General features: G+C 71.9%; 15 protein-coding genes. 8 read left to right on the top strand and 7 right to left on the bottom strand.

Translation table 11 applies throughout. The annotated features are described in order from the left end of the window. Positions 1-102 precede the first annotated feature (102 nt). Positions 103-522: a Fur family transcriptional regulator gene (locus JKV81_RS31230; RefSeq protein ID WP_124274600.1), complete on the bottom strand. Its 420-nt coding sequence runs from the start codon at positions 520-522 to the stop codon at positions 103-105. 158 nt (positions 523-680) lie between these two features. Between JKV81_RS31230 and JKV81_RS31225 the strand changes: the two genes are divergently transcribed. Next, positions 681-2,150: a catalase gene (locus JKV81_RS31225; RefSeq protein ID WP_129267123.1), complete on the top strand. Its 1,470-nt coding sequence runs from the start codon at positions 681-683 to the stop codon at positions 2,148-2,150. 165 nt (positions 2,151-2,315) lie between these two features. On the opposite strand, the gene JKV81_RS31220 is transcribed toward JKV81_RS31225, so the two are convergent. Together JKV81_RS31220 and hisN are read right to left on the bottom strand one after the other, a co-directional pair. Continuing rightward, positions 2,316-2,717 carry a CBS domain-containing protein gene (locus tag JKV81_RS31220; RefSeq protein ID WP_129265370.1) on the bottom strand — a complete coding sequence of 134 codons (402 nt, stop codon included), beginning with the start codon at positions 2,715-2,717 and terminating at the stop codon, positions 2,316-2,318. Between the two features lie 177 nt (positions 2,718-2,894). Beyond that, positions 2,895-3,695, bottom strand: coding sequence for a histidinol-phosphatase (gene hisN, locus JKV81_RS31215; protein ID WP_129265371.1), 801 nt, complete (start codon positions 3,693-3,695; stop codon positions 2,895-2,897). A 116-nt stretch (positions 3,696-3,811) separates the two neighbouring features. Between hisN and JKV81_RS31210 the strand changes: the two genes are divergently transcribed. Then, on the top strand, positions 3,812-4,399 hold the full coding sequence (locus JKV81_RS31210; RefSeq protein WP_202078982.1) for a TetR/AcrR family transcriptional regulator: 588 nt from the start codon (positions 3,812-3,814) through the stop codon (positions 4,397-4,399). On the opposite strand, the gene JKV81_RS31205 is transcribed toward JKV81_RS31210, so the two are convergent. From JKV81_RS31205 to JKV81_RS31190, 4 genes are all read right to left on the bottom strand, one after another. After that, positions 4,356-4,679, bottom strand: a complete 324-nt coding sequence (locus tag JKV81_RS31205) for a DMT family transporter (protein WP_099174569.1) — start codon at positions 4,677-4,679, stop codon at positions 4,356-4,358. The genes JKV81_RS31210 and JKV81_RS31205 overlap by 44 nt on opposite strands. Positions 4,680-4,791: 112 nt before the next feature. Then, positions 4,792-5,808, bottom strand: a complete 1,017-nt coding sequence (rsgA, locus tag JKV81_RS31200; protein ID WP_124274603.1) for a ribosome small subunit-dependent GTPase A — start codon at positions 5,806-5,808, stop codon at positions 4,792-4,794. 4 nt (positions 5,809-5,812) lie between these two features. Further along, entirely contained in the window at positions 5,813-7,192 is a 1,380-nt protein-coding gene (gene aroA, locus JKV81_RS31195) for a 3-phosphoshikimate 1-carboxyvinyltransferase (RefSeq protein WP_202078980.1), read from the bottom strand. A 114-nt stretch (positions 7,193-7,306) separates the two neighbouring features. Continuing rightward, positions 7,307-8,020 carry a M50 family metallopeptidase gene (locus JKV81_RS31190; protein WP_202078978.1) on the bottom strand — a complete coding sequence of 238 codons (714 nt, stop codon included), beginning with the start codon at positions 8,018-8,020 and terminating at the stop codon, positions 7,307-7,309. A gap of 75 nt (positions 8,021-8,095) precedes the next feature. On the opposite strand from JKV81_RS31190, the gene JKV81_RS31185 reads away from it, so the two are divergent. From JKV81_RS31185 to JKV81_RS31160, 6 genes are all read left to right on the top strand, one after another. Next, positions 8,096-8,911 (top strand): SOS response-associated peptidase, encoded by an 816-nt coding sequence (locus tag JKV81_RS31185; RefSeq protein ID WP_124274605.1) that lies wholly within the window; start codon positions 8,096-8,098, stop codon positions 8,909-8,911. Positions 8,912-8,929: 18 nt separating this feature from the next. Next, positions 8,930-9,583, top strand: a complete 654-nt coding sequence (locus JKV81_RS31180; protein WP_307820636.1) for an alpha/beta hydrolase family protein — start codon at positions 8,930-8,932, stop codon at positions 9,581-9,583. A 323-nt stretch (positions 9,584-9,906) separates the two neighbouring features. Beyond that, positions 9,907-10,563 carry a sigma-70 family RNA polymerase sigma factor gene (locus JKV81_RS31175; RefSeq protein ID WP_187281824.1) on the top strand — a complete coding sequence of 219 codons (657 nt, stop codon included), beginning with the start codon at positions 9,907-9,909 and terminating at the stop codon, positions 10,561-10,563. Further along, entirely contained in the window at positions 10,560-10,880 is a 321-nt protein-coding gene (gene rsrA / locus JKV81_RS31170) for a mycothiol system anti-sigma-R factor (RefSeq protein WP_099174563.1), read from the top strand. The genes JKV81_RS31175 and rsrA overlap by 4 nt, the downstream gene beginning before the upstream one ends. Positions 10,881-11,041: 161 nt before the next feature. Further along, positions 11,042-12,430, top strand: coding sequence for an HD-GYP domain-containing protein (locus tag JKV81_RS31165; protein WP_202078976.1), 1,389 nt, complete (start codon positions 11,042-11,044; stop codon positions 12,428-12,430). Further along, positions 12,427-13,680: an HD-GYP domain-containing protein gene (locus JKV81_RS31160; protein WP_202078974.1), complete on the top strand. Its 1,254-nt coding sequence runs from the start codon at positions 12,427-12,429 to the stop codon at positions 13,678-13,680. The genes JKV81_RS31165 and JKV81_RS31160 overlap by 4 nt, the downstream gene beginning before the upstream one ends. Positions 13,681-13,683 lie beyond the last annotated feature (3 nt).

Below are 13,683 nucleotides of genomic sequence, written 5' to 3'. Positions count from 1 at the left end.
GCCCGGATCCTTTCGAGGATCCGGGCCTCTGTCGTATGCCCGTGCAAAGGCCCGGATCCTGAGGCCGCGCGGGCGAACCTCAGGATCCGGGGTGCAGGTGTCTCAGGCCGTGGCCGCGCAGTTCGGGCAGATGCCGCGGTAGGTGACCTCGACGTCCGAGACGGTGAAGCCGAAGCGCTCGTCGTCGGGCAGGTCCGCCAGCGGGTTGCCGGACGGGTGTACGTCCCGGATGGCCCCGCAGCGCCCGCACACCAGGTGGTGGTGGGGGCGGTGGGCGTTCGGGTCGTACCGCTTCGCCCGGCGGTCGGTGGTGACCTCGATGACCTCGCCGAGGGACACCATCTCGCCCAGCGTGTTGTACACGGTGGCCCGGGAGATCTCGGGCAGCCGGTCGACGGCCCGCGCGTGGACCTCGTCCGCCGTCAGATGCACATGGTCCCCTTCGAGAACCTCGGCCACCACGCGCCGCTGTGCCGTCATGCGCCAGCCGCGTCCACGAAGTCGTTCCAGGAGGTCACTCATGGGCCCAGGGTAACAGTGGACGGCCCCGAGTCCCGAGTCGGTGTGACTTTAGATGGCTGCTTGACTTGGACAAAGTCCATTGTAGGATCGTTGACGTACTGGCCAAGGACAGGCTGCGGCCGAGAACAGGCTGCACAGGGAACGACGCTGTGCAGGACATGACGCAGGAGGCGCGCGTGACTCAGGGACCGCTCACCACGGAGGCCGGCGCTCCGGTGGCCGACAATCAGAACAGCGAGACCGCTGGCCCGGGTGGACCGGTTCTCGTTCAGGACCAGGCGCTTCTGGAGAAGCTCGCCCACTTCAACCGCGAGCGAATCCCGGAGCGGGTCGTGCACGCCCGCGGCGCCGGTGCGTACGGCACCTTCACGCTGACCCGGGACGTCTCGCAGTGGACGCGGGCGAAGTTCCTCTCGGAGGTCGGCAAGGAGACCGAGACCTTCCTGCGCTTCTCCACCGTGGCGGGCAACCTCGGCTCCGCCGACGCGGCGCGTGACCCGCGCGGCTGGGCGCTGAAGTTCTACACCGAGGAGGGCAACTACGACCTCGTCGGCAACAACACCCCGGTGTTCTTCATCCGGGACGCGATCAAGTTCCCCGACTTCATCCACACCCAGAAGCGCGACCCGTACACCGGCTCGCAGGAGGCGGACAACGTCTGGGACTTCTGGGGTCTGTCGCCCGAGTCCACGCACCAGGTGACCTGGCTCTTCGGCGACCGGGGCATTCCGGCCTCGTACCGTCACATGGACGGCTTCGGCTCGCACACGTTCCAGTGGAACAACGAGGCCGGCGAGGTCTTCTGGGTCAAGTACCACTTCAAGACCGACCAGGGCATCAAGAACCTCACCACCGAGGAGGCCGTCCGCCTCTCCGGTGTGGACCCGGACAGCCACCAGCGCGACCTGCGCGAGTCCATCGAGCGTGGTGACTTCCCGACCTGGACGGTGCAGGTCCAGATCATGCCGGCGGCCGAGGCGGCGACGTACCGCTTCAACCCGTTCGACCTCACCAAGGTGTGGCCGCACGCGGACTACCCGCCGATCGAGATCGGCAAGCTGGAGCTCAACCGCAACCCGGAGAACGTCTTCGCCGAGGTCGAGCAGTCGATCTTCAGCCCGTCGCACTTCGTGCCCGGCATCGGCCCGTCCCCCGACAAGATGCTCCAGGGCCGTCTCTTCGCGTACGGCGACGCCCACCGCTACCGCGTCGGCATCAACGCCGACCACCTGCCGGTGAACCGTCCGCACGCCACCGAGGCGCGCACCCACAGCCGTGACGGCTATCTGTACGACGGCCGTCACAAGGGCGCGAAGAACTACGAGCCGAACAGCTTCGGCGGCCCGTTCCAGACGGACCGGCCGCTCTGGCAGCCCGTTCCCGTCACGGGCGGCACGGGCAACCACGAGACGCCGGTCCACGCCGAGGACAACGACTTCGTGCAGGCCGGCAACCTCTACCGGCTGATGACGGAGGAGGAGAAGGTCCGTCTGATCGACAACCTCTCCGGCTTCATCTCCAAGGTCTCGCGCGACGACATCGCCGAGCGCGCGATCGACAACTTCCGTCAGGCCGACGGAGACTTCGGCAAGCGGCTGGAGGCCGCGGTCCAGGCCCTGCGCGGCTGAGACGGGCGCTTGCCGTAGGTGGTGGGCCGGATTCCCGGGAGGTTCTCCCGGGGGTCCGGCCCGCTGTCGTCCGCGGACGGGGGCGCGTAAGGATGGCGCGCCCCACGGGTGATGCGTACGGATGGCGCGTACGGACCGTGCGTACGGGGGCGGTGGTGCGCGGGGTCAGAGGGCCATTTCGGGGCGGGGCCGCCGGACGGGCGCCCAGCACCTGATGATGTCGCGCACCGAGACGATGCCGACGGGGCCGTCCCCGTCCAGCACGATCAGATGCCGGAAGCCGCCGTGCGTCATGGCTTCGGCCGCCTCCTCCAGGGTCCACGCGGGAGAGGCGAAGACCACGTCGGTGGTGGTGTGGGTGGACGCGGTCTCGGCATCGGGATCCAGCCCGGCGCCGACGGCGTCGAGGATGTCGCGCTCGGTGAGGATGCCGAGGCCGCAGGTGTCGGGGTCGTGGACGACGGCCGCTCCGACACGGCGGGCCGACATCAGCCGGGCCGCCTGCCGGAGCGTGTGGGCCGGGCCGATGGTGAGGACCAGGGTGCTCATGGCGTCACGGACGAGCATGCGAGGAGCCACCTCCTTCGAGAAGTGACCTGTGGAGCCCCTCGTGAGGGAATTCACAAGTTCACAAGTGGGGGGACTCTCAGAGTGGCACCCGCGAGGGGACTCAACAAGAGGGCGCGGGACGAGCTCGCGCGCCCCGGCCCGCGCGCCGGCCCGCGCCGACCCGCACGCCGCTTCCTAGTAGCGCTGGTTCAGATAGCCGAGCAGCTCGTGGTGGAGCAGGCCGTTGGACGCCGCGGCGTTGCCGCCGCCCGGGCCCGGGACGCCGTCCAGGCTCGTGAACTGGCCGCCCGCCTCCTGGACGATGATCGCGTTCGCCGCCATGTCCCACAGGGAGAGCTCCGGCTCCGCACAGATGTCCACCGAACCCTCGGCGACCATCATGTACGGCCAGAAGTCCCCGTAGCCGCGGGTGCGCCAGACGGCCCGCGTCAGGTCCATGAAGCCGTCCAGGCGGCCCTGCTCCTCCCAGCCCGTCATCGAGGCGTACGCGAACGAGGAGTCCGCGATCCGCTCGACCTTCGACACGTGCAGCCGCGTCGCGGACGTCAGGCTGCGGCCGGAGAACGCGCCGGCGCCCTTCGCCGCCCACCAGCGGCGGCTCAGCGCGGGGGCCGACACCACGCCCACCACCGGCTGGAAGCCGTCCTCGCCCGCCTCCATCAAGGAGATCAGCGTCGCCCAGACGGGGACACCCCGTACGTAGTTCTTGGTGCCGTCGATCGGGTCGACGACCCAGCGCCGCGGACCGGTGCCCTCGATCCCGTACTCCTCGCCGAGGATCGCGTCGCGCGGACGTGCCCGGTGCAGGTGACCGCGGATCAGCTCCTCCGCGTGTTTGTCGGCCTCGCTCACCGGGGTCATGTCCGGCTTGGTCTCGACCTTGAGGTCCAGAGCCTTGAACCGGTCCATCGTCGCCGCGTCGGCGGCGTCCGCCAGTACGTGGGCGAGGCGCAGATCATCGTGGTAGTCGGGCATGCCGTCACAGTATCCACCGGCACCCTCCCGGGCTACACGGCCCCGTGCGCGGACCCTTGACAGTGCCTCCGGGCGCCTCAACTCTGATGCGCAGGTCCCCGGCGTGGGAGGCGACGATGCCATCGGCGCGAGAAGCACTGCTGGACTCCGCTCAGTCGGCGCTGCGCACCCGGCCCTGGACGGCCGTGCGCATGGTCGACGTGGCGGCGCGGGCCGGGGTCTCCCGGCAGACCCTCTACAACGAGTTCGGCAGCAAGGACGGGCTGGCCCACGCGCTGGTCCGGCGCGCGGCCGACGGCTATCTGGCCGGGGTGGACCGGACGCTCGGCGACGGCCGCGTCCGGGGGGACGGCCCCGCGGAGCTCGCCCGCTGGACGGTCCGGGCGGCCCGCGCGAACGTCCTGGTCATGGCCCTGCTCACGGGGGTCTGGGGCGAGCACCTGCCCCGACCGGGACACCCGCCCGACGGCGGGCGTACGGACACGGCACTGCCCACGCCCACCGAGCTGCTCACGCTGGTCCGGGACCGTGCCGTGGCCGCGCTGGGGCGGCAAGCGCCGCCGCGCGACGCGGCGGATCTGGCGCTGACCTGCGAGATCGCGCTCAGGCTCGCCCTCTCGTACGCCCTGGTGCCGGCGGACTCCGTGACCGCCCACGGGGTCAGTGCGTCGACCCCGACAGCTGCAGTCCGATCACACCGATGATCACCAGCGAGATCGACACCAGCTTGAGCGTGGAGACCACGTCGTCGAGGAAGACCATCCCGTAGATCGCCGTCCCCGCCGCCCCGATGCCCGTCCAGACCGCGTACGCCGGGCCGACGTCGAGCTTCTTCAGAGCCATCGTCAGCAGACCGAAGCTGCCGAGGGCGAACGCGCAGAACGCGATCGTCGGCCAGAGCCGGGTGAACCCGTGCGAAAGCTTCAGACACACGGCGAAGCCGGTCTCCAGCAGTCCGGCGACCACGACCAGCAACCACGCCATCGTCAGGTGCCTCCCACGTAGGTGACGCTTCGTCTCGCTTGCGCGATTATGCCCTTACCAGCCCTGGGAGCCCGCAAACGTGCGCGAGTCGGGCGGTGGCGCCGCCGTTGCCTCAGTCGCCCTCGCGCCGCTCGCGGGTGGAGAGCAGCCTCCGCAGCGAGTCGAGGCGCGCCGGGTCGGCGTGTCCCTCCGCGACCCAGGCGTCCAGGGCGCACTCCGGCTCCTGGCCGTCGTGCGTGCAGCCGCGCGGGCAGTTCTCCGTGCCCGGCTGAAGATCGGGGAAGGCGTTGATGACCCGTGAGGGATCGACGTGGTGCAGCCCGAACGACCGTACGCCCGGGGTGTCGACGACCCAGCCGCGGCCGTCCGGCAGCGGCAGGGCGAGCGCCGACGTCGTGGTGTGCCTGCCGCGCCCCGTGACGGCGTTGACCACCCCGGTCGTCCGTCGCCGGTCCTTCGGCACCAGCGCGTTGACCAGGGTCGTCTTGCCGACGCCGGAGTGCCCGACGAAGGCGGTCACCCGGTCGTTCAGCAGTTCCCGCACCTGGTCGGCGGCGTCCCCGTTCTCCAGCTCCTCGCGGCTGGTCACGATGTAGGGGACCCCCAGCGGGGTGTACGCCTCCAGGAGCTTGTCCGCGGAGGCCAGGTCCGACTTGGTCAGCACCAGGAGCGGGGTGAGCCCGCCGTCGTACGCCGCGACCAGACAGCGGTCGATCATGCGCGGGCGGGGTTCGGGATCGGCGAGCGCGGTGACGATCGCCAGCTGGTCGGCGTTGGCGACGACCACCCGCTCGAACGGGTCGTCGTCGTCCGCCGTGCGGCGCAGCACCGACGTACGCGCACCGATCCGCACGATGCGCGCCAGGGTGTCCTTGGCGCCGGAGAGGTCGCCCACCAGGGAGACCCGGTCGCCCACCACGGCGGCCTTCCGGCCCAGTTCACGGGCCTTCATCGCCGTCACCGTACGGTCCTCGACCAGGCAGGTCAGCCTGCCCCGGTCGACGGTCAGGACCATGCCGTCCTGGGCGTCCTCGTGCTTGGGGCGGGTGTGGGTGCGGGGGCGGTTGCCCTTGGGGTTGGGGCGGACGCGGATGTCGTCCTCGTCGGGGTTCTTCCCGTAACGGCGCATGTCCTCAGACCCCGCGCCGTGCGGCGGGGGCACCGAGCGCCCCGGACGAGACGCCGACGGCGCCGGAGGGCTCCCCGAGCATGCCGGTCCACATGTCCGGGAAGTCCGGCAGCGTCTTGGCGGTCGTGGCGACGTTCTCGATCTCCACCCCCGCCACGGCGAGGCCGATGATCGCGCCCGCCGTCGCCATGCGGTGGTCGTCGTACGTGTGGAAGGTGCCGCCGTGCAGCGGGCGGGGGTTGATCCGGAGGCCGTCGGCGGTCTCCGTGACGTCGCCGCCGAGGCCGTTGATCTCCTTGGTGAGGGCCGCCAGCCGGTCCGTCTCGTGCAGCCGCAGATGGGCGACGCCGCGCAGGGTGGACGGGGAGTCCGCGAGGGCGGCGAGGGCCGCGATGCCCGGGGTCAGCTCGCCGACCTCGCTCAGGTCGACGTCGATGCCGTGGACCGAGCCCGTTCCCGTGAAGGTGAGTCCGCGCTCGGTCAGCTCGCACGCGCCACCCATTGCGGTGAAGATCTCGCGCAGCGCGTCACCCGGCTGGGTGGTCCGCAGCGGCCAGTCGGGGACGGTGACCCGGCCGCCGGTCACCAGTGCGGCGGCCAGGAACGGCTGGGCGTTGGAGAGGTCGGGTTCGACGGTCAGGTCGCGGCCCAGCAGGGCGGAGGGGGAGACCCGCCAGACATCGGGCTCGCCGCCCGACTCCGGCTCGTCGACCTGGGCGCCGACCGAGCGCAGCATGTCGACGGTCATCCGGATGTGCGGCATCGAGGGCAGCGCCGAGCCGGTGTGCCGCACCTCCACGCCCTGGTTGAACCGGGGCGCGGACAGCAGCAGCGCGGAGACGAACTGGGAGGACGAGGAGGCGTCGATGGAGACCGGGCCGCCGTCCAGCGCGCCCGCGCCGTGCACGGTCAGGGGCAGCGTCCCCCGGCCGTCGTCGTCGATCCGGGCGCCCAGCGACTTCAGCGCGTCGATCACTCCGTGCAGGGGCCGCTCGTAGGACCGCGGGTCGCCGTCGAAGTGGACCGGGCCGTCCGCGAGGCAGGCCACGGGCGGCAGGAAGCGCATCACCGTGCCCGCGTTGCCGACGTCCACCTGGGCCGGTCCGTGCAGACCCGCGGGGATGACCCGCCAGGCCTCGCCCGAGCCGTCCGGGCCCACGCCCTCCTCGATGCCCACGCCCATGGCGCGGAGCGCCTGGGCCATCAGCAGGGTGTCGCGCGAGCGCAGCGGGCGGCGCAGCCAGCCCGGCTCGGAGGACAGCGAGGCCAGGACGAGCGCGCGGTTGGTGACCGACTTCGATCCGGGCACGGTGACGGTCGCGTCGACGGCCCCGGTCGCTCGGGGGGCGGGCCAGAGGGCGGGGTGCACGGAACTTTCGGTCATGCCCCTCACTTTAGTGGCTCAGCGCAATCCCAGATCCTGAACAAAAGGGCCGAAACCGGGACGTAATACAAGGGTGGTAGGGGCGGTCTCCCGCCCGCACCCGGTCAGGTGTCCTCAGAGCCCGAGGAGCCAGCGTCCGCCGCCGATCAGCGAGCACAGCGAGACCGCGTGGAAGAGGAAGAGCCATATCGCGGCCGGTGCGTGCGTCAGCCGGGCGAGCTGGTCGGCGTCGGAGTCGGGAGCACCGCCGTACCTGCGCTTGGACTGCAGCTCGAACGCCGGCCGCACGCCGCCGAGCAGCAGGAACCAGACCACGGTGTACGCGAACGCCGACTGGACGTCGGCGGAGGTCAGCCAGGACACCAGCAGGAAGGTCGTACCCGTGAGGATGACCGTCAGTGCCCCGTACAGATTGCGGATCATCACCAGCATCACCGCCAGGAGCGCGGTCGCCAGCCACAGGAGCAGGGTGATCCGGCCGTTGGTCAGCAGCCAGGCGCCGCCGAGCCCGAGCAGCGGCGGCGCCGTGTAGCCGGCCGCCGCGGTGAGGATCATCCCGATGCCGGTGGGCTTGCCGCGGCTGACGGTGAGGCCGCTGGTGTCCGAGTGCAGCCGGATGCCCGACAGCTGGCGCCCGGTGAGCAGGGCGATCAGGCCGTGCCCTCCCTCGTGCGCGATGGTGATCGCGTTGCGTGAGAGCCGCCATATGAGGTTCGGGACCACCGCGACGAGCGCCGCCGTGGCCGTGACGACCACCAGCCACTGCTCGGGCGCCGGCTGGGTTCCGAAGACGCGATCCCACAGATCGCCGAGGTCGGTGCTGTCCATGGTGCGGGCGGCTCCTTGAGGTGCTCGAGGGAATCGGCATCCACTCGACTGGCGGGTCGTGGCAGTCTGGCACTTATGTGCGGACGGTATGCAGCGAGCCGGCGGCCGGAGGATCTGACCGGGCTCTTCGGCGTGGAGAAATGGGAACCCACCGAGACCCTGGAGCCCGACTGGAACGTCGCGCCGACCAAGGAGGTCTACGCGATCCTCGACCGTCCTGTGAAGGACGCGGACGATCAGCGGCCGGTTCGCCAGCTGCGCACCCTGAAATGGGGACTCGTGCCGTCCTGGTCGAAGTCGCCGGAGGGCGCCGCGCGCATGATCAACGCCCGCGCGGAGACCGTCCACGAGAAGCCGTCCTTCCGCCGCCCCTTCGTGTCGAGGCGCTGCATCCTGCCCGCCGACGGCTACTACGAGTGGGTCACCGGGGCCGAGGAGCGGCAGCTGGAGGAGAAGGGCAGGAAGAAGCGGCCCCGCAAGCAGCCGTACTTCGTGACGCCCGCCGACGGCTCCGTCTTCGCCATGGCCGGCCTGTACGAGTTCTGGCGCGACCGGACGCTGCCGGACGACCACCCTGCGGCCTGGTGGGTGACCTGCTCGGTGATCACCACCGAGGCCGAGACGTCCCCGCTCGCCGTCGCCCCCGCCGAGGGGCCCGCCTCGCTCTCCGACATCCACCCCCGGATGCCCCTGATGCTGACCCCGGACCGCTGGGACGACTGGCTCGACCCGTCGCACACGGGCATCGAGGAGCTGAAGGCGCTGCTGGAGCCGCCGCCCGGCGGGCTGATGCGGGCCTACCCGGTGACCACCGCCGTCAGCAACGTCCGCAACAACGGCCCGGAACTCCTGGAGGAGCTGGCCGCGCCGGAGGAGAGCACGCTCTTCTGACCCGGCAGGATGGGCGGTGTGAGCCCTAACGCAGCGACAGCGCCGAGGACCGAGAGCGTGGAGACGGACGCGGGAGCGGCCAGGATCACCTGGCTGCCCGCGAAACGGGCCCGTCTGGTGCTCGCCGTCAGCCATGGCGCCGGCGGCGGCATCGAGGCCCGTGACCTCCAGGCCCTGGGCGCCGCGCTCCCGGACCGCCGGGTGACCGTGGCCCTGGTGGAACAGCCCTGGCGGGTGGCCGGCAAGAAGCTGGCGCCCGCGCCCAGGACCCTGGACACCGGCTGGCGGGGGCTGTGGCCGGCGCTGACGGCCCCGGGGCTTCCCGTCGTCGCCGGGGGACGCAGCGCGGGGGCCCGCGTCGCCTGCCGTACGGCCGCGGAACTCGGCGCCCGCGCGGTGCTCGCCCTGAGCTTCCCGCTGCACCCTCCGGGCAAGCCGGAGAAGTCCCGCGGGGACGAGCTGCTCGGCACGGGCGTCCCCACCCTCGTGGTGCAGGGCGGCCGTGACCCCTTCGGGCGGCCGGAGGAGTTCCCCCCGGGGGAGCACGGGCTCGTCGAGGTGCCGTACGCGGACCATGGCTTCGCCGTGCCGAAGAAGGCGCCGCTGACCGTGGATCAGGCGATGGACCTCCTCACCGGCGCGGTGGCCGAATGGCTGGACGGGCTCGCCTGAGCGTGTAGTCCCGCTCACACCCCCGGGGCACCCGGCGACGCCTGGGAATGCGCCGTGCGGGGCGGCTGTTGTGGCTGGTGTCGGTACACCACCGACGCAGGTACAACGCCGTGGTACGTGGAGAGGGAGTCCGTCGCATGGGTTCGACCATCTGCCCCAGCCGCTCGAACGCCGCTGAACTGGAGTGGACGGTGCTTCACGCGGCCAAGAGCACTCCGGCGCGCGCCCCGGGCGGCGCCGATCGACAGCCCGCCGGGAAGCAAGGTCGACTATTCTCCGATGCGAGCGGGTCCGGTTTCGGCTCCGCCACATCGTTGGAGGAGGTGGGTCCGGTCACTGGGACCGACACAGGGACCGACGACGGCCGTGCGCAGGAGACGACTGCCGAGCGCAACGCGCGCTTCGAGCGGGACGCCCTGGGATATCTCGACCAGATGTACTCGGCCGCGCTGCGCATGACGCGCAACCCCGCGGACGCCGAGGACCTGGTGCAGGAGACCTACGCCAAGGCGTACGGGTCCTTCCACCAGTTCCGTGAGGGCACGAACCTCAAGGCGTGGATGTACCGCATTCTCACCAACACCTTCATCAACTCGTACCGCAAGAAGCAGCGCGAACCCCAGCGGAGCGCCGCCGAGGAGATCGAGGACTGGCAGCTGGCGCGTGCGGAGTCGCACATGTCGACCGGTCTGCGCTCGGCGGAGTCCCAGGCACTCGACCACCTGCCGGACTCCGATGTGAAGTCCGCACTGCAGTCGATCCCCGAAGAGTTCCGCATCGCCGTGTATCTCGCCGACGTAGAGGGCTTTGCCTACAAGGAGATCGCGGACATCATGGGGACACCCATCGGTACGGTGATGTCCCGGCTGCACCGGGGACGCCGTCAGCTGCGCGGCATGCTGGAGGACTACGCGCGTGAGCGCGGGCTCGTCCCGGCCGGAGCCGGTGAGTCGGACGACACGAAAGGCTCGGCCTCATGAGCTGCGGAGAGCCGCACGAGACGGATTGCTCAGAGGTTCTCGATCATCTCTACGAGTTTCTCGACCATGAGATGCCCGAGGGCGACTGCACCAAATTCGAGGTGCACTTCGAGGAGTGCTCCCCGTGCCTGGAGAAGTACGGCCTGGAGCAGGCCGTGAAGAAGCTGGTCAAGCGCTGCTGCGGGCAGGACGACGTCCCGGCCGATCTGCGCTCGAAGGTGATGGGGCGGATCGATCTGATCCGTTCCGGGCATGCCGTGCCCGAGCAGGACGTGGCCCTGGGCGGCGCCGACCGTCCGGCCGCCGCCGCCGAGTGACGGCACCCCGGCCGCGCGGCGGGCACTGAACGGCCCGCCGCCGCGCACCGAACCCCGGTCATGTCACCCGAATGTGCTAATCCGGCCCGTTCGGGCCCTGCCGAATCCCCAACTCGCTAGCCTGGCGCCTCCATTGACCAGGCTGGGGGCGGGCGGTACGGGTGAGGGGCACACCGGGGGCAGCGCGCGTCCACATCCTGTGCGCGGCGGTCTGCGCCGCACTCTGCGCCCTCCCCGCACTGTCCTCCGGGGCAGCGACGCCCTGGGGCACGCTCGGTCTGCTGGCCGCGCTCCACACGGCCTGTGAACTCCCCGGCCGCTGGCGCGCTCTCGGCAGCTCCGTGCCGATCGCCGCCGGATCGTTCTTCCCCCTGCTGCTCGCCGCGGCCTTCCTGCTGCCGCCGTCCGCCGCCGTCCTCGTCGCCGTTCCCGGCGCGCTCGTGGGCCGGGTGGACCGGCCGCCGGCCGCCGCGCGCCGTGTCTGGCGTGCCTCGCAGCTCGCGCTGACCGTGGGGGCCGCCTCATGGACGTACGCCTTCCTGGGCGGGCCCGCCACGCTCGGCGGTGCCTCGGGGGGTGCCGTGCCCGATCTTCCGTACGCCCTGCTCCCGGCCTGCGCGACCGCGCTCGTCTTCAGCCTGGTGCTGGCCGCGCTGGACGGCGGGATCCTCGTCACCGCGGAACGCGTGGCCGTCCGGCACGCCTGGCGCGGACTGCCGGCCCGCTCGGTGGGGCCGCACCTCGTGCACGCGCTCGCGGGGCTGATGATGGCCGTCCTCTGGCACAGCTCCTACGGGCCGCTGTCCGCGCTGGTCGTCCTGCTGCCCATGTACATCTCCTGCTGGGTCTTCGCGCAGTACCACCGCCAGCACGCCGCCCACCGCGCCACGATCAGGGCGCTCGTCCAGGCCGTCGACATCAAGGACGGCTACACCCGGGGGCACAGCGAGCGGGTGGGCCGCGCCTCCGAGCTGATCGCCCGTGAACTGGGCATGGAGGAGGACCGGATGGAGGCCCTGCGCTTCGCCGGCATCCTGCACGACGTCGGCAAGCTGGGCGTCCCGACCCGGGTCCTGCGCAAGGACGGCCCGCTCACCCCGGAGGAGCGCCGCGTCATCGAGCTGCACCCGGAGTACGGCCACGAGATCGTCCGGGGCATCGGCTTCCTCGACGAGGCGCGCGCAGCGATCCTGCACCACCACGAGCGGCTCGACGGCAGCGGTTATCCGTACGGCCTGGCCGGGGACCGGATCCCCGAGTTCGCCCGGGTCGTCGCCGTCGCCGACGCGTTCGACGCGATGACCTCGACACGCTCCTACCGGCGCGGACGGCCCGTGCCCGCGGCCGTGGAGGAGCTGAAGCGCTGCGCCGGGAGCCAGTTCGACCCGCGCATGGTCCGCGCGCTGGCGCGCGCCCTGGACCGGCACGGCTGGTCCGCCGCGGCCAACACGGTCACCTCGGACGAGGAGCCGGCCGGGCTGCCGCGGCAGCGGGCGGGGGCACGGCCGCCGGCCGCCGGCTCACCGGACCGCCCGGGACAGCCCCGGTGACCCCGGTCTCCTCCCACCCGTCGCCGGCTGTCCTCGCGGTCCGGGGCGCCGCGCTGGTCCTGGCGGCCGTCGCGCTCGGGCACACCCTGTGGAACGGCGTCGTCGAGCCCGGCCACGCCCTCGCCTTCGGCGTCCTGATCACCGTCGGTGAGCTCGCCCGCTGGGGAGCCCTGCCCGGCGAGCGCGAGCCCGCGCCGCTGGGGGCGGCCGGCGCACTCGCGTACGCACTGCTCGGGCGCAGCGGCGGGCAGGAGACGGCGCACGGGGTGCTCCAGGTGATCACCGTCGTCGTCGCGGCGCAGCTGCTCGCCTCCGTGCCCCACATGGCGCGGGGCAGCGGCCCCGGGCCCGACCAGGCGGCCCGCCGAGTGCTGGCCGTGGCGTTCGCCGCCGTGTGCTTCCAGCCGCTCCACCACACGGGCCGGACGGAACGCTGGTTCGGCGAGGGACCGTACTTCGCGCTCTTCCTGCTCGTGCTGCTTGTGCTCACCGCCCTCTGCGACGCCGTTCTCGCGGCCCTCACCGCCGGGACCTCCCGCCCGTACGGGCCGCAGCTGCGCGACGAGCTCCGCGCCCTCAGCGGTATCGGCTCGGCGGTCTGCGCGACCGGTGCCGTGATGGCGCTCGGGGTCGCCGTCGCGGGACTGTGGGCCTTGCCCGTCCTGTGCGTACCGCTGCTGCTCACCCAGGTGTCCTTCCGCCGGTACGCCGCCGTCCGTACGACGTACCGGCAGACCATCGCGTCGCTGGCCCGGTCGACCGAGATCGCCGGCTACACCCCGCACGGGCACGCCCGCAGGGTCGCCGGGCTGTCCACGGCCGTCGGGCGCGAGCTGGGGCTCACCGGCCCGGAGCTGACCGTCCTGGAGTACGCGGCGCTGATGCACGACATCGGCCAGCTCTCCCTCGTCGACCCGGTGGCCGACGGGGCGACCGCCGTCCTGCCGGCCGCCGAGCAGCGGAGGATCGCGCTGCTCGGCGGGGCCGTGGTCCGTCAGACCGGTGTGGACCCGGCGGTCGCCGTGGTGGTCGAGCAGCAGGCGGATCCGTACAGGGAACAGCAGACCGCCGCCAGGATCGTCCGTACGGTCAACGCGTACGACGACCTGTGCGGGGAAGGCGTCAAGGGGTCCCTGGGGGCCCTGGAGCAGCTCAGGCTCGGCACGGGCCGTGACTACCAGCCACAGGTGGTCGAAGCACTGGCCAGAGTCCTGGCGCGGGGCGGTCTGACCCCGGCCGGGGCTGGGTAACCC

Source organism: Streptomyces silvae (genome assembly GCF_016745505.1).
GTDB lineage: Bacteria > Actinomycetota > Actinomycetes > Streptomycetales > Streptomycetaceae > Streptomyces > Streptomyces silvae.
Note: the sequence above shows the minus strand (reverse complement) of the source record. Positions and strands in the feature narration are given on the sequence as shown.

What these genes read in the sequence shown, in the direction of transcription:
- JKV81_RS31230 (WP_124274600.1), bottom strand. Translation starts at nt 522, where the DNA reads ATGAGTGACCTCCTGGAACGACTTCGTGGACGCGGCTGGCGCATGACG.
- JKV81_RS31225 (WP_129267123.1), top strand. Translation starts at nt 681, where the DNA reads ATGACGCAGGAGGCGCGCGTGACTCAGGGACCGCTCACCACGGAGGCC.
- JKV81_RS31220 (WP_129265370.1), bottom strand. Translation starts at nt 2,717, where the DNA reads ATGCTCGTCCGTGACGCCATGAGCACCCTGGTCCTCACCATCGGCCCG.
- hisN (WP_129265371.1), bottom strand. Translation starts at nt 3,695, where the DNA reads ATGCCCGACTACCACGATGATCTGCGCCTCGCCCACGTACTGGCGGAC.
- JKV81_RS31210 (WP_202078982.1), top strand. Translation starts at nt 3,812, where the DNA reads ATGCCATCGGCGCGAGAAGCACTGCTGGACTCCGCTCAGTCGGCGCTG.
- JKV81_RS31205 (WP_099174569.1), bottom strand. Translation starts at nt 4,679, where the DNA reads ATGGCGTGGTTGCTGGTCGTGGTCGCCGGACTGCTGGAGACCGGCTTC.
- rsgA (WP_124274603.1), bottom strand. Translation starts at nt 5,808, where the DNA reads ATGCGCCGTTACGGGAAGAACCCCGACGAGGACGACATCCGCGTCCGC.
- aroA (WP_202078980.1), bottom strand. Translation starts at nt 7,192, where the DNA reads ATGACCGAAAGTTCCGTGCACCCCGCCCTCTGGCCCGCCCCCCGAGCG.
- JKV81_RS31190 (WP_202078978.1), bottom strand. Translation starts at nt 8,020, where the DNA reads ATGGACAGCACCGACCTCGGCGATCTGTGGGATCGCGTCTTCGGAACC.
- JKV81_RS31185 (WP_124274605.1), top strand. Translation starts at nt 8,096, where the DNA reads ATGTGCGGACGGTATGCAGCGAGCCGGCGGCCGGAGGATCTGACCGGG.
- rsrA (WP_099174563.1), top strand. Translation starts at nt 10,560, where the DNA reads ATGAGCTGCGGAGAGCCGCACGAGACGGATTGCTCAGAGGTTCTCGAT.